We start from the raw sequence: 22131 nt of genomic DNA on the forward strand, positions 1-22131 counted from the left end.
GTTCCATTATCTATGGATTATGTTTGAATCTATCGGTTTTTACATGGCCAAAAGAAACGAATCGCACCATGTATCGATAGATCCTTCAATTGAAGCGCAAGGCCTAACCCCGCATAATTAAAGCATAGCAGGAGGAAATCATGAGAACGGGGAGAGGGATTCGTTGAGGGTATCAAGTGTGTTCCGATGGAAGCGGGACGTGAAAGCCGGCTATCGCGGCCATGGCATTCGAAAGCAAATAAAGAGGCAGAAAGTGCATCTCCTGCTGTTAATTCCGTTTGTCGTCTTTATTCTCGTGTTCAAATATGTCCCGATGTACGGCTCGCTGCTCGCCTTCCGGGAATTCTCCTATCGCACCCCGTTCGGCGGCGAGTGGATCGGCTTCAAGTATTTCAGCGCTTTCTTCAACAGCCCTGATTTCGCCTACGTCATGCGCAACACGGTCGTCATCAGCACCTTGAATCTCGTGTTCTCCACCGTGGCGGCCATTGCGTTCGCCATCTTAATTTGCGAGGTGCGCAATGCCATCTTCAAGAAGTTCGTTCAGACCGTCTCGTATCTCCCGCACTTTATTTCCTGGGTGGTCGTAGCGGGAATGGCGATGACGATCTTCTCCATCGACGAGCTGGCGCCGGTCAATTCCTTGCTGCTCCAGCTGAAGTTGATTGATAAACCAATAAATTTTCTGGGGGAGGTGGATCACTTCTGGCCATTGGTCACAGGCCTCAACGTGTGGAAGAACGTCGGATGGAATTCGATCATTTATATCGCGGCCATCACCTCGATCGACAAGCAGATGTACGAGTCTGCCATGATCGACGGCGCAAGCCGATGGAAGCAGATCCTACATATTACGCTGCCTTCGATACTGCCCACCATCATTCTGCTGTTTACGTTCGGCGTCGGTTACATCTTGAATGCCGGACTGGACCAGCAGCTGTTTCTTCAAAATCCGATGAACATGCCGCATGCCGAGGTGCTGGACACGTATGTGCTGAAATACGGCTTGCAGCAAGCGGCGTACTCCTACGGGGCCGCCGTGGGTTTATTCAAGAGCGTGGTCGGACTCGCGCTGCTCTTGCTCTGTAATTACGCATGCCGAAAGTTTTTGAGAATGGGCATATTCTAGCGAAACGTACTTAAGCGATGTTCTAAAGGTCTTGCAATGGGGGACGTCAGATGAGACTTACCAGAGGCGAACGAGTATTTCAAGGCTTTAATTATCTCTTTTTGTTAGCCGTCGGATTTTGCGCCGCCTTCCCGTTCTGGAATATCTTCGTGGTGTCCTTCAACGACGCCCGGGATGCGATGCGGGGGAGCATTTACTTCTGGCCGCGCAAATTCTCGATCGAAGCCTACCTGGCCATCTTCAACGAAAGCAGCTTGGTGCACGCCACATACATCAGCATCGCGAGAACGGTGCTGGGCACGGTGCTTGGGCTCGCATGCACGGCGGTGCTCGCTTATCTGCTGGCCAACCGAGAGCTCGTCTTCAGAAGGGTGTTCCTGTTCTTCTTTATCTTCACGATGTATTTCTCGGGGGGATTGATCCCGGAGTTCATGCTGTTCAAGACGCTGCACCTGTATAACAACTTTCTGGTCTACATCGTGCCGATGGCGCTCAATATTTGGAACGTGATGGTCATGCGGCAGTTCTTCGAGGAGCTGCCCGCGTCGCTGGCCGAATCGGCGAGGATCGACGGGGCATCGGAACTTCGGACGCTTCGAAGCATCATTCTCCCCATGGCGACGCCGGTTATGGCGACCATCGCGCTCATGATCGGCGTCCAGCAATGGACCACGTGGTTCGATACGTACATGTTCACGTCGGGCTCCAATGATCTGGCGACCCTGCAGGGCGTGCTCGTCAAAATTCTAATGGAGACTCAAATACAGTCGACGGACCCCGCGCAGGCGGCTAGACTGGAGCAGGCCGGATCGATTCTGACGCCGGAGGTCATCAAGATGGCGACCATTACGATTACGACGGTGCCGATCGTCATGATCTATCCGTTCCTGCAGCGTTATTTCGTCGGCGGGCTTACGGTAGGCGCGGTTAAAGGATGAGCAGCTTCAGCGGCAGGGAACAACATCGCGATGCTTAACACCAAAAAACACGAGAAGGTAGGGACAACGGCATGAAACGGGTTCAAAAAATGATGGCTCCGATCGCGGCGGCGGTATTGTGCTTCACGGTGCTTGGCGCATGCAGCAATAACGCGGTCAACGAAACCGTCGAGCCGACGGCGGCCGACAACCAGGCGGGCGTGCAGCAGAATGCGAAGAAGGACGAACCGATCGTCTTATCGATCGTCAACTCCGCGGGCGGTACGCCGAATTTCCCGACGGGCGACGCGTTCTGGGAGGACAATCCCGTCGCCAAAGCGCTCGAAGAGAAGCTGAACATCAAGCTGCAGTGGGATGTGTATTCCGGCGTCGGCAAAGATAAACTGAACGTGACCTTGGCCAGCGGCGATTATCCGGATCTCATCATGCTCTCCGATCCCGCACGCGTCATCGCCGACAAAATCGCCATTCCGCTCAATGAGTTGATCGAGGAGCACGGACCGGATTTAAAGAAGAAATACGGTTCGGCGCTGAACTTGCTTAAGCAGGACGACGGCAATATTTATCACCTCACCAACTCCTACTTGCCCGAGGGCGCGACGCCTCCGGGATACGGATACAGCCTGCAAGTGCGGAAGGACATCTACGATGCGCTCGGTTCTCCCAAACTTGCAACCTCGGACGACGTCTACAACTACTTGAAGCAGGTCAAGGAGAAGTACCCGAAGACGTCCGACGGCCAGACGATGTATCCGCTGAGCGGCTACAACCGCAACTGGGGTTCGCCTTACTTCGGCATGATCGCCATGGCGGGTTCGCCGGCGGATTCCAAGATCTATATCGGACCGGACGATACCATTAAATATTGGGCGAAGGCTCCTTGGGCGCAAGAGGTGCTCCAGTTCTACAACAAGCTGTACCGCGAAGGACTGATCGATCCCGAGGCGTTCACGCAGGATTACGCGACCTGGCAGAAATCCAAGCTGTATCCGGCGAGAGTCGCGGCGCACATCGGCGGGTGGAATCAGACGTACGACGTGTTGAAAACGTACACCGACGCCAAGCTTCCTAATGCCGAGAACATGTATTTCGAGAACGTCGTCTTCAAGTTCCCGTCCGGCGACAAGCCGGCCGTCTTCTCCGTCAGCAAGAAAGGGACCGGCGCGATTATCATCACCGATAAATGCAAAAATCCGGAGGCGGCCATGAAGCTGCTCAACTACCTGACGACGGAGGAAGGAAATTTCCTGGCGATGAACGGACCGGAAGGCATTCAGTGGGAGATGAAGGACGGGAAGCCGACGCTTACGCAATCGTACCTCGACCGGTGGATCGCCGGCGAGAAGCAGGTGAATATCGAGAAGGAAACAGGCATGGGGCATTACGCGCGGATCGTCGGCTCCGATCTTGGCCGAACGAGCTGGGGGACGTATTGGATTCTGAAGGACGATCCGGTGGCGACCAACGACACGAGGGCGCAGCAGCGCGATCAGGCATTGAGCCCGTATTGGTACGACGCCACGACGATTGGCGATCTGATGGTCGGCGCGGATACCGATACGCTCAACAAACAGCAGGCCGTCGACAAGCGGCTGTACGAGAACGCGTTCTCCGTCATCCTGGCCAAGACGGAGGCGGAATGCGCGGCGGAATTCGCGAAGTTCGTGAGCGAACTCGATGCCGCCGGCGCGGAGCAGGTCGAAGCGTATATGACCAAGATGCATCAACAGTACGAGAAGCAGTTATCCGGGACGTAGGACGGATAGACGGGCGAGTTGGGCGACAAACGGCAATGGGTGGAGATAGCGAACTTCCATTCATTGCCTTTATTATGACTACCGAAGGAGACGAACATGAGACTGACATTCATACGGCACGGCCATATGGCGGGAGACCCGTTCGTATGTCCGGAGCGGCCGGTCGCGGGGTGCTTATCGGAGACGTGCGGAATTCCGCAAGCTGAAGCGACCGCGGCGGCCCTGGTGAACGAGCGATTCGACTTTGCGTTCTCCTCGCCTTACGGCAGAGCGCTCCAGACGGCCGAGATCGTGCTGGCGGGCAGGGAGACGGATATACGGGTTCTGCCTTATCTCTATGAGTGGATGCCGAACCGCGCCTTGGAGCAGGTGCCCAGCACCGTTCTCGAGGAGATGCAGCGGCAGGTCGGCGACGCCTATGCCGAGGACACTTGGAAGACGGATCTGGGCGAGGGGTATTACGACATGTGCGCCAGAATCATTCCGCCCTTCCTCAAGGAATTGGGCACGCTTGGCATCCATGCCCGAATGGGCGGCTTCGTGCCTGAATCGCATGCCAAGGCGTTGTCCGTCGCCGTTTTTGGTCATGGCGGTTCGCTCGGCGTTTTGCTGAACTTTTTGCTCGGCGTCCGGCCTTTTCCGGTCGGCAGCTTTTCGTTCGAGCATACGGGGACGGCAGTCCTTCAATTCACGGAACGCAAAGGAATCTATTACCCCCAGCTGGTCATTCGCGCGCTGCATGACCTACACGGTTAAGAGGACCGAATCGATGATGGGGAAGAACGGAGGAGAAGGACACAATGAGCGTGATCGAGGAAGCATATCGGCAATCCATCTGCGTGGCGGAACGGTGCATGCATGCGATGGGCGCCAAGGCATCGGCGTTATCGGAAGGATATCCTCAGGTATTCGCCAGAGACAGTATCATTACGCTGCTGGGCGCGTCCCTCGTAGACCGCCCGGCATTCAAAGACGCTTTCCAGGCGACGCTGGAGACGCTAGCCGGCTATCAGACGAAGCTCGGCATGATTCCGTTATCCGTCGACGTCGAGAAGCCACGCATGGAAGCGAACCAAGGCGCCGTAGACAGCAATCTGTGGTATGTCATCGGCCATCGCGTCTGCTACGAGCGCTATCGAGATATTGATTTCCTCCGCAAGCATCTGGCTTCGATCAAGCAAGCGATGCTGTGGCTGGACTATCAGGACAGCAACAACTGCGGGCTGCTGGAGGTACAGGAGGCTGCCGACTGGGGCGACTTGTATGCCAATCGGGGCAACATTCTGTACGACAACGTCCTCTATTACCAAGCGCTCCTCGAATATGCCGCCATTCTGGAGCTGTGCGGGGAGAACGGCGACGAACGGCTTCGCCAGGCGGAGGACGTTCATCGCAAACTGAACATGCTGCTGTGGCCGGGAGACGTCGAGGAGAAGACGAGGCTGATTCGCGACAACGGCTATTGCCCGGAATGGCTGCGAGTGATCCGGATGAGCGGCGAGACGTATTGGTTCGGGAAGTTTTATTTGCCCTATGCGTCGTTCCGGGATTTCGGCTACCACTGCGACGCGCTTGGCAACAGTATGGCGATCCTGTTCGGCGTGGCGGACGAAGCCAAGGCCGAGACGATACTCGACCACTTTATTCAGACGGGCATGAACCGCCCCTATCCGATCATGGCCAACTATCCGCCGACGATGCCCGGCGACAAGGACTGGCGCGAGTATTACCGCAACGCGCATCTCAATCTGCCTTATCAGTATCATAACGGCGGCATCTGGCCGTTCATCGGCGGATTCTATGTCGCGGCGCTCGTGAAAGCAGGGAGGCGCGAATTCGCCATCGAGGAGCTCGAGAACCTCGCGAAGGCGAACAAGATGGGCAAGCGGCTCGAGTGGGAGTTTAACGAGTGGCTGAACGGCAGGAGCGGAATGCCTTCCGGCATGGCCTATCAGGCGTGGTCCGCCGGGATGTACATCTATGCCTATCATTCCGTAATGAACGAATCGACGGACGCGGTCATGCTGGGACGCGCGCGCATATAAGGAACGCCAAGAAGAGGAGGACATGACGATGGAACGAACGTTAGCGGCGAAGCGGAGCGGGACGCTCGTCAGACTGAGATGCGAATACATGGACAATCCGCTCGGGGTAGACAGACCGAACCCCAAATTCAGCTGGGAGACCGCATGCGCGGTTGACGATGGCGATGTCCTGCAATCGGCTTATCGGATTCTCGTCGCCTCCGACGAATCCGCGCTGGAGCGACACGTCGGGGATCTGTGGGATAGCGGGAGGGTGGACGGGGATAGTCAGAACGCCGTCGTCTACGGCGGCGCGGAGCTCGCTTCGAAGAGCCGGTATTGGTGGAAGGCGAGGATTTGGGACCGGCAGGGCCGCGAATCCGCTTGGAGCGAAGCCGCCTATTTCGAGACCGGCCTCTTCAGGGCCGACGACTGGCAGTGCAGATGGTTCAACTGCGAATATCCGAACGGCGCAACCGCCGTCTATTACGAACGCAAGGAATTCGTCCCGACAAGCGGCGCGCGGATTACGGCGGCCAGAGCCTATATCGGTGCGACGGGCAGCAAAGCGAATGCTTACGAGCTGCGCATCAACGGGAAGAAGATCGGCGAAGACCTGATCAGCCCGGGGCAGACGCATTTCAGGCGGGCGTTGTACCGGACGTTCGACGTGACGGATGATCTTCGTTCCGGCCGGAACGCGATCGGCATCCTGCATACCCGCAAGGTCATCTTCCGATTGGACATCCGGTATGATGACGGCACCTCCCAAGCGATCGTGAGCGACCAATCGTGGCGAAGACTCAAGCGAGGGCCCTATATTGCCTTGCGTTACGCGGGAGGCAGCATATCCGAGGGGAAGGGCGAAACCTACGACGCCCGGTTGGCGCCGGACGGATGGGATATGCCTGGATATGACGATTCGGCGTGGGGCAGGCCCATTCCCGAGAACGGACCGCTGCTGCTGACAGCGCAGCTGCAACCGATCATTGCTTCGCGTACGCTGGCGCCCGTATCAATCTCGAACGGTAATGCGGATACATACGTCGTCGATTTCGGCCAGAACCTGTTCGGCGGCGTATCCTTGACCGTATCCGGAGAGGCGGGAACGAAGATCACGCTCCGGTATGCGGAATCCATTCATCCCGACGGCGCGATTAATCCCGGCAGCCTGGAGGCCGGCTGGCTGGCCGAACCACAGCCGCAGTACGACGAGTTCATACTCCGCGGCGCTGGCGAAGAAACGTATCGGCCGACGTTCTCGTGTCACGGCTTCCGCTATGTCGAGGTTGCCGGTTACCCGGGCGGCCTGACCGCCGACCGGATCTCGGCGCTGGTCATTCATAGCGATATCGAGAACGGCTCCGCATTCGAGTGCGCAAGCGAACTGCTGAACCGACTGCAGCACGGCGCCGTCTGGTCGTTCCGCTCCAATCTCGTGTCGGTCCCGTTCGATTGTCCGACGCGAGAGCGGCAGGGCTGGCTCGGAGATGCCCACTGCCACGCGGAGGCGGACGCGTTGAATTTCGACATGGCGGCCTTCTTTGCGAAGTGGTTCGACGATATAGCCGATTGCCAGCTGGAGAACGGCATCGTCCCGTTGATCTGTCCTAGCGAAGGGCACGAATATACGCTCGACATGCCTTGGGCCGCGGCCGTGATCTTCATTCCGTGGGACTACTTCGTGGCTTATGGCGACAAGGCGTTCCTGGCGAAGCATTACGATGTGATGAGCACATGCCTCGGTTCCTTCCGTCACCTGCTCGATGACTCGCTTCTGCTTCAGAACAATACCATCTTCGGCGACTGGTTCGGCAGCGCGGCCGAACTCTCCAAGACCTTCTTGGCGACCGCGTACTATTACCGGTGTCTGACTCTCTTGTCGAAAATCGCAGGCGAATTGGGCGAGACCGGGGACGCGGCTTCCTACTCTGCGCTTGCCAGCCGCGTGGAAGCGGGCATCAACGCCGCGTTCTTGAAGGAAGGCCGCTACTACGACGCCAATTCGCAGACGGCGAACGCGCTTGCGCTCTATTTCGATTTCGTTCCTTCCGCGAGCAAGCCGGCCGTGCTCGGCAGCCTGGTGAAGGACGTCCTGTCCCGCGGCACGATGACCGTCGGCTGTCTCGGCGCGACGGCGATTCTGGCGGCGCTGGCGGAGAACGGCAGGAATGATATCGCCTATTACCTGGCGACCAATACGAATAAAGGATGCTGGGGATATTGGGTCCAGGAATATGCGTCTACCACCGCGCTCGAGAACTTCTCCGACAACTACGCTTCCAATAATCACGCCTTCCTGGTCGGCGGATTAAGCGCTTGGTTCTACAAGCATCTGGCCGGCATCTCTCCGCTCGAGCCAGGCTATCGGCGCATCCGCGTCAAGCCGTTCATTCCCGATGACATGGAGCATGCAAGCGCGCAGATCCATACCGTTCGCGGCATGGTGAAGTCGCGCTGGCAGAAGGGCCGTACCCAGCTTGTCCTCGCCGTCGAGATCCCCCCGAATGCGACGGCCGAGGTCTATATCCCGTCCGGCGACCGGGCATGCATTGAATATGAGCGGTCAGCGAGCGTTTCCGGTCATGAAGCCCCTTTTCGGTTCGAAGGGAACTACGCCGTCTATTCGGTAGGTTCCGGACGGCATGAATGGAAAGCGATCTATAAGGAGGACGCGTTGCGGAATCTCCATCGGCTGGAGAGGCCATAGGCGCGAGGAAGGGTTGAAAGGAGGTGGTGACTATCGTCGGCATGCTTTGAAATTCTCGGTCGTTAGCAGATCGTCATGCAGTCAAATGATGCGGAGGAGGAAATTCGAGATGGTGAACTTGAACCCCCGGAAGGTTTGGTCCTTGCTGGGGATGGCGCTTGGCTTGGCCGCCCTGCTTGCGTTCACGGCGGCCAGTCCCGCGTTGGCCTTGAAGGAGCACGCGCCCGTACCGCCGGATGATAAGGTATCCTATGCGAGGGCGTTGAACGCCGAGTGGCTGGAAATCGTGCTGGTCGACAATCCCTATGCCGACGAGCATGTAGCGAATACGGACCTTTACGAGATCGATAGCGACGATGATCCGGCTTTCGATGGAACCGTTCATCCTATGACGGTTCACTACCGGTATTTCCCTGAGGAAGCGCCTTATATTCCGAATTATGCGGGCGATATGGGCAAAATCAAAGTGTTCTATCGGGCCTATCTCAAGATGCCGCCCGCCGCTACGTTTAAAGAAGGCAAACAATACAAGGTTACGATCGATCCCAAGGTTGCGAATGTCGGCTCGTTCGACTTCACGTTAGATTCGACCAAGCTGAATCCCATTATCCAAGCCAACCAGGTCGGCTATCCGTCTGAAGGGAAGAAGATCGCGTATCTATCGCATTGGACCGGGCAAGGAACCATGGAGTTCGGGCAGTTCCCCGAATTCTACGTCGTGGATCACGACACGGGACGGAAAGTCTTTACCGGAACAGTAGCGGCTCCGATCTCGACCAAGGACCCCGCTAAGTTAGAGGAGAACAGATGGACGAAGAGCTATATTTATAAGCTGGACTTCACAGCGTTTGGGGCGGAGGGGACCTATCACATTGAAATCCCGGGCATCGGGGTTTCCTATCCGTTCCGCATCGACGCCTCGATCTACAAGGACGAGATCGGATATACGATCACGCGCGCCTTGTTCATGCAGCGCGACGGCGATCATGGGCTCTATAACGAGAACCTTACCCATTGGAATCGCCCGAAGGCTCATATGGATGATGCAATCGACCAAGCTAAATATCTGGATAACGGCAACAATGCCAAAGACGCGCACGTCGACCTAATAGGCGGTCACATGGACGCGGGAGACCGGGGGAAGTATCCGTACAATTCGGCCTATGTCGGCCTCGATATGCTGATTGGCGCCAAATATTATCCGCAGCAAATCGAAGCGCTGGGCGAATCGCTGGAAATTCCCGAATCGGGCAACGGCAAGCCCGATTATCTCGATGAGCTCGTTTACGAGCTGGATTGGCTGCGCAAGGCGGTCGTGAATCCGTCCACGGACGGGACCGTCGCGGGCTATCTGAGACCGCAATCGAACGAGCCGGATAAAGGCACGTATGAAACCGGCCAAGGTCCGGAGGGCGCAAAAAACCGGATGTACTACAACCGGACGCAAGGTCCCTACACTGCCGAGACTTTGTTTGCGGCGGGCGTGCTGGCCCAAGCCTACAATACACCGATCATGCAGGAATACTATTCCGAATCGGAAGATGGAGAAGAGGCCAAGACCGACCAATACTTGAAGGCGGCAATCCATGCATTCAATGGATTTATGAAGCATAAGGGTTCGAAGTATTTCATGGATGGCTCCTATTACGACCAAACCAAGGAGGGAATGCCTAATACATGGTCCAACGAGTTCTTACTTGCCGCCAGCGCTTTGTTGGAAGCGATGGGCGATCGCGAATCGCTTGACGACGAGGATCCAACGACGCCGCCCATTACGAAGAATGACTTGCAGCAGATGATCGAAAAGGAGATGCCGTTTAAACGAACGGAATACAACACCTTTAAGCTCTGGGAATGGGTGCTCGACCGGGCATGGCTGGGCGTATTTGTCTCGATGTCCGATAACCCGAACGTAAGCGAGGATTTAAGGAAATGGGCTCGCGCCGGAATTATCGATTATGCGAAGGATGAGATGGACCACCAGACGCCGTTCGGCGCATCCACGCAGGACGAAGGGTTTCCGGATAAGATCGGATGGCGGTTTACCTCCTCGGCGCTGATGCCGATCATGGTTGGGTACGCCGTGACGGGCGAGGAGCAATATCTGAATCGCATCCAGCAGACATGGGACTACACGCTGGGAAGCAATGCGGTCAGCCGCTCGTTCATTACGGGACTTGGCGACCCGCAGCGAACGCCGAGGTGGTTCATCCACGAGATAAACCACTACCAGTGGGCGCAATACGCGAATGATCCCACTAAGGGATGGAGCGCCCCGCCGCCGGGCATTCCGAACTCGGATCTTCAGAGCGCGCCCTATCCGTCCTGGTTCAAGGACAAGGAGAACGCGGTTGCCAAAACGAAGGTGTTTCCGAAATACGAGAATCATGCCGTCATGTACAGGTATACCGACTCCTGGAACACGAAGAACGAGTTCTCGGTCAACATTTTGTCGGCAAACGCCGCGTCCATCCTGCCGTTGATTCCGCTCGAGACGGTCGAGCTAACCGTGAACTCGGACGGAGGCTACGTGGTGCCAGCAGGCGGAACATACAAGAAGGGCTCGACGTTAACCTTGACCGCGAAGGCCGATAAAGGGTATCAATTCATCGGTTGGAGCGAACCTTCCTTGGGTACGTCGAATACAATTGAGGTCACGATGGATAAGTCCAAGACCATTACCGCCCTGTATAAACAAGTACCGGTTCGCACAATTACGGTTACCGCGGAGGGCGGTAAAGGTAAAGTGATTCAAGCGAATGCGGACGGCAAATACAGCGAAGGCGAGAAGGTGAAGCTGACGGCGGTAGCCGAATACGGCTATACATTTGTCGGCTGGGATCGTGATGCAACGGGTACCGCGTCTTCGGTAGACGTTATCGTAGGAGAAACGGATCTGAACGTGATCGCCCGTTTCGAACCGCTCTCGACCTATACGCTCGAGACCTTCGCGAAGCCTGATCATGGCCTCATTAAGGTAAATCCTGCGAAAGATAGCTATTATAAGGGCGAGAAGGTCGTTCTCAACGCGGTGGATAAATTCGGCTTCAAGTTCGACAGTTGGAGCGGAAAAGAAGGCTGGACGGATACAGCGAATCCTGCCCTTCTTCCGATGCTCACCAACCAACTAGTTGAGGCCCATTTCTCACCTGTTAATGTCTATACGCTGACCGTCAATGTGGCGGAAGGCGGCAGTATTACCAAGACCGCTGACATGCCGACCAACGTAGATGGCGATAAGTATGAAGCAGGAACAGAGGCCACCCTGACGGCTGCGGCACACCCTGGCTATGTGTTTATGGGATGGAGCGGCGCCGTGACCAGCTCCGCGGGCTCGATTAAGGTCAAGGTCGCGTCGAATATGACGATAACGGCCAACTTCACGCCCGCCGACAGACTACTGAGCGTGGACATTAAGCCGGACATTGGTCCGGGCGTTACGCCGGGGCGGACGGAAATCAATAATGGCGTCTACACGCTGACCAGCAGCGATGGCAGCTTCGGGACCGCGCCCGATGGTTTCCGCTACCTCCTGCGTCCGGGCCTGAAGACGAACACGGTCTTTACCGCCACGCTCGAGTCGTTAACCGGCAGCAATCCGGCGACTGCCGCCGCCGGGATCCAGATCCGCAGAAGCTTGGCGAATGATTCCCAATACGCCGCGATAATGGTGAAGAACGGGCACGTCGTCATGCAAAACAGGAAAGGCGGCGAATTCATCAGTCCACCGGCGATATTGGGCGATGTCGGCAGTTCGGATTCGGTACAACTGAAGATCGAACGAAGCGGTTACATGGATCTCGTCCTGTCATGGTCAGCGGATGGGGAAAATTGGAAGAACTCCGATAAGGTGACGATCTATGATTGGGCGGATCCGAATATGGAGCTGACCATTGGACTGTTCGCGACAGCCGGAGCTGCAACACAGACGGTTACGGCCGCATTTAGCGATGTCGGCTGGCCGGATATGCACCGCCTTCAAGTTGAGACAGCGGTTGAGACAGAAGGAAATGGCACCGTGGATGTCAAATCCGGTCTTTATGTCGCAGGGGCGAAAATCAAATTAACCGCGGAAGTGCCCGTAGGCACCGCCTTTGTAGGGTGGTCGGGCGATCTTACGGGCAGAGCCAACCCGAATTATATAACGATGAAAGGCGATAAGAAGGTCACCGCCACCTTTGGAACGATGCCCGAGAAGGTTAGCTTGGAGGTCGAGCAAGCCATTGGCGGTAACATCAGTCCGTCCACTGCCGGCAAAAAAGACTACGATCCGTATTCACTGGTAGAAGTAAAAGCCGAACCTGCGCCAGGCTACCGTTTCTTGTATTGGACGGGAGATATGATCGGGACATCCTCTCCAGCTCAATTACGTATGGATGGGCATAAAACGATCTCGGCCAAATTCGTCTCGTACTTAAGCACGGATATCGTGACGACGAATGCGGGCAGCACTTCGGAGGATGCGGACGGCATCACGATGACGGCATCCGGAACGAGCATCTGGGGTGGCAGCGACAGCTTCCGGTATACCTATCAGGATCAGTTGAGCGGCGATGCGACGATCATTGCGGAGTTACAGGCATTCAACGGCACGGCCGGGGATGCCAAGGCCGGCATTATGATCCGTCAAAGCACCGATCCAGGCAGCTTTTACCAAGGTGTATTCTTGACGCAGGACCGCAAGATCCGAAGCCAGTATCGACTCAATGCCTCGACCGGCAGCAAATATTTGTCGGATGCGGCGGTTGAATTACCGATCTGGCTGAAGGTGGAGAAAAAGGGGACGACATTAAAGACGTTCACCTCGAAGGACGGGAATAGCTGGATCGAGGGGGACACCCAAACGATCCCTTCGTTCACCGATCCGTTCACGGCAGGGTTAGCCGTGACGTCCGGCAGCGACGGCAAATTCGCCACGGCCAAGTTCGGAGCGGTTCAGTTGCCGGCGCAGCTTTCGTACTCGCTGGCAGCGCATGCCGAGAACGGAACCGTCTCCATCGAACCTGCGCTCCCGGCTTACCCGGCAGGCACTTCCGTCACGGTGAACGCAACGGCGGCTGATGGCTTCGTCTTCACAGGTTGGACCGGCGACCTAGTCAGTATGAAGCAGCAGGACGTCATTGTCATGAACGGTAACAAGAACATTATGGCCAACTTCCGAAGCGAGTCCGATCTCTACACGTTAACCACGCATGCGGAACCGGCACAAGGGGTAATTGTACGCAGTCCCGACCAGGCAACCTATCGTGCGGGTACGAAGGTAACCTTGACGGCAAAGCCACTGGACGGCTATGCCTTCGTCGGCTGGAGCGGCGGCGGATTGAATGGCACCTCCACCGATTCGGTCACGGTCATGATGGATGGCGATAAGACGATTGCGGCTAACTTTGTGCGCGTGCTGGGTAACGGGGATTATACCAGCGCGGATATCGGGACTAGCACCCCCGGTCTCACGACGCAATCAGGCGCGGACTTTACGGTGAAAGGCTCGGGAGCGAACGTATGGGGACAGATCGATAAGTTCCGTTATGTGTACCAGAATGGGACCGCCGAGAACGCGGTTCTCGTGGCTAAACTCGACGGCCTTACCTTCTCGGGCTCAACGCCGAACCGGGATATGAAGCTTGGCGTCATGATCCGCCAGAATACGGAGAATAGTAGCGCCCACCATGGGATATTCGTCGACGGGCACCGCGAGCTTCGAAGCATTTACCGTGAGAACACCGGGGTATCGTCGATTGGGGTGAATGCAGGCACGATTACGTGGCCGATCTGGCTGAAGGTAGAGAAGACAGGCAACGTCGTGAAGACGTACTCCTCGACGGACGGCGTCGAGTGGACCGAGAGAAGCTCGAAGTCAATTACCTTCGCTGACGCCTACACGATAGGGCTGGTCGTATCAGCGGGCGTGGACGGACAATATGTTGAAACGACATTCAAAAACGTCATGTGGCCGTTCTTTACCGAGAAGCAGCCTAACGAATGACGGCCTCGACTGCAATAGGATAAGAATGAAGTACACAGCTTTTCCATAAGAGCGAGGCATACGAGCGTTAGTAGAGGACCCGTGAAGCAGTCGCGGGTCCTATCCAATTATGTACAGGAGGGATGAACCATGATAGGCGATTATATGGGCATTCAGATCGGCACGATGGTCGCCGGACAGGATGCGGTACGCGTCATTCCGCAGATCGCCGGGCATGGATTCGAGACGTTTAACCTGTCCTTCTGGCTCACGACAGGGGATATCGATCTCGCGGAGACGGCTAACCGGCTTCAAGAAACGATCGGAGAACGAAACCAGACGATCTCGGCCTTGAGCATATACGGCAATCCGCTGACGGACACAGGCGATAGCGCGGACACGATTGCGAGCTGGGAGCGGCTCATCGATCATACTCATCTGTTCGGCACGGACCTGGTCACCGGCTTTGCGGGCCGGCTGACCGGTCGGCCCATCGAGGAATCGATGCCGCGTTTCACCGAGGTGTTCGGCGAACTCGCGCGCCGGGCGGAAGCCCGCGGCGTGCGGCTCGCGTTCGAGAATTGCGACATGGGCGGGAATTGGGAGACCGGCGATTGGAACATCGCCCATAATCCGGCCGCTTGGGAGCGCATGTTCAATGCGGTTCCATCGGATAGCATCGGACTCGAGTGGGAGCCCTGTCATCAACTGGTTAATTTGATCGAGCCGATCCCGCAGCTTCGCAAGTGGGCGAATAGGGTGTTCCATGTTCATGGCAAAGACGCCGCCATCGCGTGGGACGTCGTACGCGAGGACGGCATCCACGGTTCACGGCTATTCGCCTGGCATCGCATGCCAGGATTCGGCGATACGAATTGGACCGATGTCATGACGATCCTTCGGCAAGCCGGATACCGGGGAAGCATCGATATCGAAGGCGGGCATGATCCGGTGTACAACGGAGAACTCGAGATGACGGGGCAGGCGCTGGCCTTGTCTTATCTGAAGCGGTGTCGGGGTGATATCTTCGTACCCAACCCGACGTAGCAAGGTTCGGTAACCGTGATTGAACTCCCCTCAGAGGCACGCCGCAACGGCTTGCTTCTTTTTGCGCTGCGCTGCGGCGAGCTAACCTCTTATATCGCGACAGAAGCCCCCTAATGTCCGAATAGTCAACAAAATAGCCTGTAATCCTAAATACTTGCTTTGATATCCTTCCTACAATGAAGAAGACGACATTATGCGAGGTGAGTACGATGGACACGGGCCAACTATTACGAGTTCAGGGAATCAGCAAGTCCTTCCCGGGCGTTCAGGCGCTGCCCCAAGTGGATTTTGAGCTGCGCAAAGGGGAAATACACGCGCTCATGGGGGAGAACGGAGCGGGGAAGTCGACGCTCATTAAGGTGCTGACCGGCGTATACGAGAAAGAGTTGGGCACGGTCTGGATGAACCAACAGGAGATCCTTCCACGATCGCCGCTGCACGCGTAGCAGCTCGAGTTTAGCACCGTTTATCAGGAAGTGAATCTGTGCCCGAATTTGACGGTGGCGGAAAATATCTTCATCGGCCGCTATCCGCGCAAGCGCTGCTGAACGAATGGGAGACGATGAATCGCCGCAGCCAGGAGTTGATGGCCTGACTTGATTTCCACATCGACGTCAAGCAGCCGTTATCCCATTATTCGGTCTCGGTGCAGCAGATGGTCGCGATCGCGCGGGCGGCGGCTATTACAAAATCCAGAATCGCGCCAGCGGCCTCATTCTCGGCTTAACGAACGGCAATACCCCGGACGGCACCATCATCGAACAATGGATGGACGGCGGCTATACGAACCAGCAATGGCAGCCCGTCTATACGGGCGGCGGGTTCTTCAAACTGGAGAACCGGGCTTCCGGCAAGCTGATCGACGTCTCCTCCGGATCGCTGGACGACGGGGCGAACGTGCTTCAATGGGCGGATAACGGCGGGGCCAATCAGCAGTGGCAGATCATCGAGGCGAATTAGCTGGCAGGCAAGAAGGGGCGTTCCGTTATCGGAGCGTCCCTATTCGCGTCACTCACGAAGAAGACGCCAGCCGATTCACCTTTTACTTACAATCCGCCGGCTCGATCGTATATACTGGAAAAGCCATATCACATATTAGGAGCTGTCTGACGGACCATGATCAAAAAAGAAATCGCGCACATTCGCAAACAATTCAAGCTGGATCACGATTTGCTCAATAATTACGACATTCTCAACGTGTATATTATGAAAGACAGCACCGAGATCTATCATTGGGAGCGTCAGCCGTTCGCGCTGGTGGACCGGGAGAAGCAGGAGCTGCATATGGGCAACTTCAAGAAGCTGTTGTCCGGCGAGCTGGGCCAGAAGCTGTTCGAGCTGAAGTTCCACGATACCGTGGAAGAAGGAGAGCCGACGATGGTGCTGCTCCATCAAGCGCTCATCACCGGCGATCCGGACGAGTGGCAGGACTTGATGCTTCATCTCGTGGAGAAGATGATCAAGGACCGCAAATATGAGAAGGACATGGTCGTCACATTCATACGCGGACAATACTTCCGTCCGACCAAGTCCAGGAACGATGCAGCCGAGGAGACTGGGAAAGACGAGATGTTCGCGCATCCGTTCATCCTGTGCAGCGTGAATTCCACCGAGTCGCAGCGGAAGACGCTTATGTTCGATTATGTCGAGCGGCAGTTCAAATACAATGTCTTCGTCGATCCGATCATCAAATTGAGCACGCCGGAGCAAGGGTTCTTCTATCCGAGCGTGACGGACGGCTATTCCGACATTAACAGGGTCCTGTATTGCTCGGGCAAAGCCAACGAACCGAATTCGTTTTTTGTTGAGCAGGTGCTCAATGCCGAGCCGACCGTGACCGCGCTGGAAGAGCGGACCATCTTCGAGGATATCGTGAAGGAAGTCGCGGGCGAGACGCTCGATTCGAGCACGATCGCGTATGTGTACGAGGAGATCAACCGGGTCGTCGAATCGCACGATACGGAAGAACCGCCGACGCTGGATTTCAAAGACGTGGAGCGGCTGCTGACGGCAAGCGGCGTGGAAGACGTGACGCCGGAGAAGGTGGAGCAGGCGTTCCAGACGGTCGTCGACGACCGCAATTACGAGATCAAAGCGAGCAGCGTCGTGCCGAAGTTCACGTCGAAGTCGATCCGGATCGATACGAAGATCGCCACGATCACGGTCAGCCCGCAGGATTTGAAGCATGTGAAGCAGGTGAATTTCCAAGGCAGGAAGTGCCTCTTGATCGAAGTGGACGAGGATGTCGCGATCGAAGGCTTTACGTTGGCGACGGAGAATTTGTAATCTTCGACCGGCCCTCTCTTTTTGGAGAGGGTCTTTTCATTTTGGATTATAAGTCTGCGATGCAGCGAGGGGGGGCTTAAGAATCTTGACGACGAATAGGCGGCGGGATACCATGAGAAGGGTTATCCCTATAACTGGAAGCTATCCTTTCCTCACATCAATCGCGTACGGCGAAGAAGTTTCATCATGTATATTGCCTGCAACGCCTCGGGAAGCGATGATGCGAGTAAAAGTTATCTGAAGCATATTCGCCCCTCCCGCAGAGGAAGGCATCCTGGAGGTATAAGGTTGAGAAACTATTTGCTGCGATTGTTGTCATACAGCCTTTTATTAGGCATACTTCCTTCCGTTCTGATCGGCATCCTCTCGTATTCCATCGCCTCGGGGGACATCGAGAAGAAGGTCAAGGATGTCAATATGCAGTGGTTGGCGCAGACGCAGATGCGCGTGGAGCAGATGCTCAAATCGATCGAGAAATCCGCGACGCAGCTGGCCAATTCTTCGCTGGTGAAAGCTTCGATGAACATCAATTATGGCTCGGCGGACTTTGAATCCGTTCGGGAGCTGTCCAAGGAAATGTATAATTTGCAATCCAGCGACGTCGTCATCACGCAAGCTTATTTGGTGAACCTGAACAAAAACTGGGTGCTTAATTTGAACGCGCTCAAACCCTTCGATCAGTTCGAGAATCAGGAGGAGTTCCGGCGCTATGCCAGAGAGCCGAAGAGCATCCTGTGGTATACCGGACTCGCCTCGTCGAACGGGGATTTCGCGGAGCCGGTACAGTCCGTTACGATGGTGCACAAAATTCCGATTCTGCCGCAGACGAATCAGCCCCAGGGTTTGCTCGTCATCCGCATCGTTTCGTCCGAAATTAAGAATGCGCTTACATTCCCGGATGCGCAAAACCGCAGCTACGTGCTGGACCGTTCCGGAGCGGATATACTCGGTACCGAGGCGAGCCGACAATCCAATCAAGCGGTCAATCGCGCCGTAGCCGAGCGGCTGGCCTCCGGGTCCGATCAACCGTCCGGATTATTCAATATGAAGGCGGGCGGAGAGGAAGTCGCCGTGCTCTACCGCGCCTCCGCCTTCAACAGCTGGACGTATGTCTCGGTCGTCTCGATCGGAGAGCTCAAGAAGGAGACGCAGAAGATCGCGGAATTGACCGTATTGGTCTGCGCCGCCATTCTGCTTATCGTCCTGCTCGCCGCGCTATATGGCAGCCGCCGGATGTATCGGCCCATCGGGCATTTGCTCGAGGTAGCGCGAGGGCTTGGCGGGAGCAGTCCGGAACAGCCGGCGCCGTCGAAACGGGACGAACTAGCGTTTATCAAGCACAGCATGCAATCGCTGGTCGTCTCGCGGGAGCGCGTGGAGCAGCAGTTGATCGGCCAAGCGAGCCACTTGAAGGATTTCTTCGTCTTCAAGCTGTTCGCCGGACAGATTACCGAGAACGATTATTTGTTCCGTTCGGCCATGCATGATTTCCCTGCGGGTTGGAAGCGGCTGGGCGTCCTCGCGCTGCAAATCGACAATTTGCAGGAAACCCGCTACGCGGAGGAGGATCGGGAGCTGCTGCTCTACGCTGTCGGCAATATCGTGCAGGAGGTCATCCCGCCATCGGTCCGCTTCGCGCCGATTACGTTTAACCATTCGCAGGTGACTTTGGTCGTCACGGATCTCGAGGAACCCGAGGCGGTCAATCGGCGCTTCTACGAGCTGGCCGAGACGATCAAGCGGAACGCGGAGCAAGTGCTGCAGCTAAATGTAAGCGTTGGCATAAGCAATCCGTTCCAGGATTTGACGGACACGGTGCAAGCGTTCGGGGAGTGTCTGACGGCGCTGCAGGCCAGGATCAAGCTGGGGCCGGAGATCATCGTCCACTACGGAGACGTCGCCAACAGCCCCGGCGCCGAGCATGTGGAATATTACCATCTGAAGGTGCTGGAGGAGCGGCTCGTCTACGCGATCCGCGAATTGCAACCGGAGCAGGCGTCCGACGTCTTCGGGCAATATTTGAACGCGCTGCTGTACAAGGATGGCTGCTTGCACGAGCATCAAATACTGCTGGTTCAGCTGGTGTCCCGGCTGCTGCAAATCGTCCAGGAGCAGGGCATCCGGCTGAACAGCGTGCTGGCGGACGCGGGCGCGATGAAGCGGCTGATGCAGCTGCAGACCCGCGAAGAAATCATGCATTGGTTTACGAGCAAGCTGTTCAAGCCGATGATCCGGATCCTGTCGGAGAAGTCCGATAGCCAATTCGTCAAGATCGCGGACCGACTCGTGAAATTGATCCAGGAGCAATACGAACGGGAGATTACGCTGGAATCGTGCTCGCAGCTTTTGAACTATCACCCGGTCTATCTGAGCCGCATCTTCAAGCGGGAGATCGGCGTCCCGTTCAGCGAGTACCTGATGGATTACCGGATGAAGATGGCCAAGGTCATGCTGGAGACGACCGAGCTGAAGGTATCGGAGATTAGCGAGAAACTTCATTATAACAATGTCAGCTCGTTCATTCGCGGCTACAAGAAAATTTACAACATCACGCCCGGCCAATACCGGGAGTCGATGTCGAAGGAGCGCACGGTATGATCAAAGGTTCACCCGTCCTGCTTGCCCTCATGCTCTTGGCCGGCACCGTGTCCTCGTGCGCGCCGTTCAGCGCGGACGAAGCCGAACCGGGCGCCGAGACGTTGTACTTGTCGATCGGGGCAAGCCTCGTCGGCGAGCTCCCGCCCAACAATAACGAAGTGGAACGAGCGATCGAAGCGTATACGAACACGGATTTGCAAATCCAATGGATCCCGCTGTCCGCCTACGACGACAAGGTCCGATTGATGATCGCGTCCGGCGAACTTCCGAAGCTGATCAAGCTCGGTAACTCGCCGACGTACTTGGCTTCGCTGAAGGCCGGGCAGTTCTGGGAGATCGGCCCGATGCTCAAGGACTACCCGAACTTAACGTCGCCCGATCCGCGTTATTACGACCACATTGCCGTCGGGGGCAAAATCTACGGCATCCCGTTGTTCCGCGATCTCGGCCGCGCGGTCATCCAATACCGGAAGGATTGGTTCGAACGGTTAGGTTTATCGGCGCCGGTAACGCTCGAGGATTGGTATCGGGTCATCAGGGCGCTGACGCTCGAAGATCCGGATGGCAACGGCAAGAACGATACGTACGGGATGGTGCTCGAGAAACGCTACAATCAGGACGTCAGCTCGCTGCTGACCCGAATTTCCGTCTCGCAGGGCGGTCCAAACAAGTGGCAGGCGGAGGACGACGGGCGCTTCACGCCGGAATTCATGACGGAGCCATTCTTGGAGACGATGAAGCTGTTCAGACGATTGTACGAAGAGAAGCTGATCAATCTGGATTTTACGCTGGTGGATACGATCGAGACGTCCAAAATCTACGACTCCGGCCGCGCGGGCATCGCGGTCAGCGGAGGGAACGCCCAAACGTGGCAGGATAAGCTGGCGAAGTCCGTGCCCGCAGGGACGGTGGACGTCGCGCCGCTGTCGGGACCAAGCGGCGTTCGGCTGCCGGGCGAGCCGGGCAACGCGGGCTTCCTGGCGATACCGAAGGACGCGGTCCGATCGGAGAGCGAGGTCAGGCGAATTCTGGAATTTCTGGACATGCTGCTCGAGCCTCCGATGCAGACCGTCATCGCGCACGGCATCGAGAGCCGTCATTGGGCGGCGAAGGACAATTATACCGAAGTGCTGAACCGAACGCTGAACCTGAAGGAGGTCAAGCCTTATCGGGATATGCTGCCTAACTTCGGCGAGGATCTCGATAGCATCCAGCCTGTTCGCCAGCCCGAGCTATTCCAGAAAAATCAACGCATCGGAGATATGTACCGCTCGTATCTCGTCATGAATCCGGCGCTAACCTTGGATTCGGCGACGAATGAAGAGCGAGGCAAGGAGCTCGACATCCTCATTACCGATGCGCAGACCCGGTTCATCATGGGCCATCTGGACGAGGCCGGGTGGCAAGCGGAAGTGGAGAAATGGCGTCAAGCCGGCGGCGACCGGATGATTGCGGAGTATGAAGAAGCGTATAGGCAGGACATCCATTCGTAAGCGCGAAGCGCGGCGGTGATCACACAGATCACTGTCGCGCTTTTTTATTGCTTAGGAAATGATGCTCTAAAAAGAAAAAACGTAAAGCGTGTCCGCTAGAGCGGACGAAAGCGAAGGTCAGCACGCAAGCCCGATAACAACTCGAACAGACGAGTCACCACCCAAGGCATACCGTTATGTACGA

12 protein-coding genes and 1 pseudogene are annotated in these 22131 nt (G+C 56.4%); all 13 read left to right on the forward strand.

What is annotated here, in order from left to right; all coding sequences use genetic code 11:
• The first annotated feature begins 163 nt into the window (after window positions 1-163).
• The 13 genes and pseudogenes from BCM02_RS00395 to BCM02_RS00455 all read left to right on the forward strand — a co-directional run bounded on the left by BCM02_RS00395 (window position 164) and on the right by BCM02_RS00455 (window position 21947).
• Window positions 164-1129 (forward strand): ABC transporter permease, encoded by a 966-nt coding sequence (locus BCM02_RS00395; RefSeq protein WP_148927084.1) that lies wholly within the window; start codon window positions 164-166, stop codon window positions 1127-1129.
• Window positions 1130-1179: 50 nt separating this feature from the next.
• Window positions 1180-2067: a carbohydrate ABC transporter permease gene (locus BCM02_RS00400; protein ID WP_148927085.1), complete on the forward strand. Its 888-nt coding sequence runs from the start codon at window positions 1180-1182 to the stop codon at window positions 2065-2067.
• Window positions 2068-2138: 71 nt separating this feature from the next.
• Window positions 2139-3824 carry an extracellular solute-binding protein gene (locus BCM02_RS00405; RefSeq protein ID WP_148927086.1) on the forward strand — a complete coding sequence of 562 codons (1686 nt, stop codon included), beginning with the start codon at window positions 2139-2141 and terminating at the stop codon, window positions 3822-3824.
• A gap of 96 nt (window positions 3825-3920) precedes the next feature.
• The gene (locus BCM02_RS00410) at window positions 3921-4580 is read left to right on the forward strand and encodes a histidine phosphatase family protein (RefSeq protein ID WP_148927087.1); all 660 of its coding nucleotides are present in this window, start codon (window positions 3921-3923) and stop codon (window positions 4578-4580) included.
• Window positions 4581-4624: 44 nt separating this feature from the next.
• Window positions 4625-5869, forward strand: a complete 1245-nt coding sequence (locus tag BCM02_RS00415; protein WP_148927088.1) for an amylo-alpha-1,6-glucosidase — start codon at window positions 4625-4627, stop codon at window positions 5867-5869.
• Between the two features lie 28 nt (window positions 5870-5897).
• Window positions 5898-8558 (forward strand): family 78 glycoside hydrolase catalytic domain, encoded by a 2661-nt coding sequence (locus BCM02_RS00420; RefSeq protein ID WP_187433931.1) that lies wholly within the window; start codon window positions 5898-5900, stop codon window positions 8556-8558.
• A gap of 109 nt (window positions 8559-8667) precedes the next feature.
• Complete coding sequence (locus BCM02_RS00425) at window positions 8668-14544, forward strand: InlB B-repeat-containing protein (protein ID WP_187433932.1); 5877 nt, start codon at window positions 8668-8670, stop codon at window positions 14542-14544.
• Window positions 14545-14673: 129 nt separating this feature from the next.
• Window positions 14674-15570 carry a sugar phosphate isomerase/epimerase family protein gene (locus BCM02_RS00430; protein WP_187433933.1) on the forward strand — a complete coding sequence of 299 codons (897 nt, stop codon included), beginning with the start codon at window positions 14674-14676 and terminating at the stop codon, window positions 15568-15570.
• Window positions 15571-15779: 209 nt separating this feature from the next.
• Window positions 15780-15948: pseudogene (locus tag BCM02_RS35615) on the forward strand (ATP-binding cassette domain-containing protein); the annotation flags it as partial.
• A 249-nt stretch (window positions 15949-16197) separates the two neighbouring features.
• On the forward strand, window positions 16198-16530 hold the full coding sequence (locus BCM02_RS00440; RefSeq protein ID WP_148927091.1) for an RICIN domain-containing protein: 333 nt from the start codon (window positions 16198-16200) through the stop codon (window positions 16528-16530).
• A gap of 156 nt (window positions 16531-16686) precedes the next feature.
• Window positions 16687-17856, forward strand: coding sequence for a DUF4317 domain-containing protein (locus BCM02_RS00445; RefSeq protein WP_148927092.1), 1170 nt, complete (start codon window positions 16687-16689; stop codon window positions 17854-17856).
• 288 nt (window positions 17857-18144) lie between these two features.
• Window positions 18145-20454, forward strand: a complete 2310-nt coding sequence (locus BCM02_RS00450; protein ID WP_148927093.1) for a helix-turn-helix domain-containing protein — start codon at window positions 18145-18147, stop codon at window positions 20452-20454.
• Window positions 20451-21947 (forward strand): extracellular solute-binding protein, encoded by a 1497-nt coding sequence (locus BCM02_RS00455; protein ID WP_148927094.1) that lies wholly within the window; start codon window positions 20451-20453, stop codon window positions 21945-21947. The genes BCM02_RS00450 and BCM02_RS00455 overlap by 4 nt, the downstream gene beginning before the upstream one ends.
• Window positions 21948-22131: the final 184 nt, after the last annotated feature.

The sequence above is a fragment of the Paenibacillus methanolicus genome (assembly GCF_008124765.1).
GTDB lineage: Bacteria > Bacillota > Bacilli > Paenibacillales > Paenibacillaceae > Paenibacillus_Z > Paenibacillus_Z methanolicus.

What these genes read in the sequence shown, in the direction of transcription:
- BCM02_RS00400 (WP_148927085.1), top strand. Translation starts at nt 1,180, where the DNA reads ATGAGACTTACCAGAGGCGAACGAGTATTTCAAGGCTTTAATTATCTC.
- BCM02_RS00405 (WP_148927086.1), top strand. Translation starts at nt 2,139, where the DNA reads ATGAAACGGGTTCAAAAAATGATGGCTCCGATCGCGGCGGCGGTATTG.
- BCM02_RS00410 (WP_148927087.1), top strand. Translation starts at nt 3,921, where the DNA reads ATGAGACTGACATTCATACGGCACGGCCATATGGCGGGAGACCCGTTC.
- BCM02_RS00415 (WP_148927088.1), top strand. Translation starts at nt 4,625, where the DNA reads ATGAGCGTGATCGAGGAAGCATATCGGCAATCCATCTGCGTGGCGGAA.
- BCM02_RS00420 (WP_187433931.1), top strand. Translation starts at nt 5,898, where the DNA reads ATGGAACGAACGTTAGCGGCGAAGCGGAGCGGGACGCTCGTCAGACTG.
- BCM02_RS00425 (WP_187433932.1), top strand. Translation starts at nt 8,668, where the DNA reads ATGGTGAACTTGAACCCCCGGAAGGTTTGGTCCTTGCTGGGGATGGCG.
- BCM02_RS00430 (WP_187433933.1), top strand. Translation starts at nt 14,674, where the DNA reads ATGATAGGCGATTATATGGGCATTCAGATCGGCACGATGGTCGCCGGA.
- BCM02_RS00445 (WP_148927092.1), top strand. Translation starts at nt 16,687, where the DNA reads ATGATCAAAAAAGAAATCGCGCACATTCGCAAACAATTCAAGCTGGAT.
- BCM02_RS00455 (WP_148927094.1), top strand. Translation starts at nt 20,451, where the DNA reads ATGATCAAAGGTTCACCCGTCCTGCTTGCCCTCATGCTCTTGGCCGGC.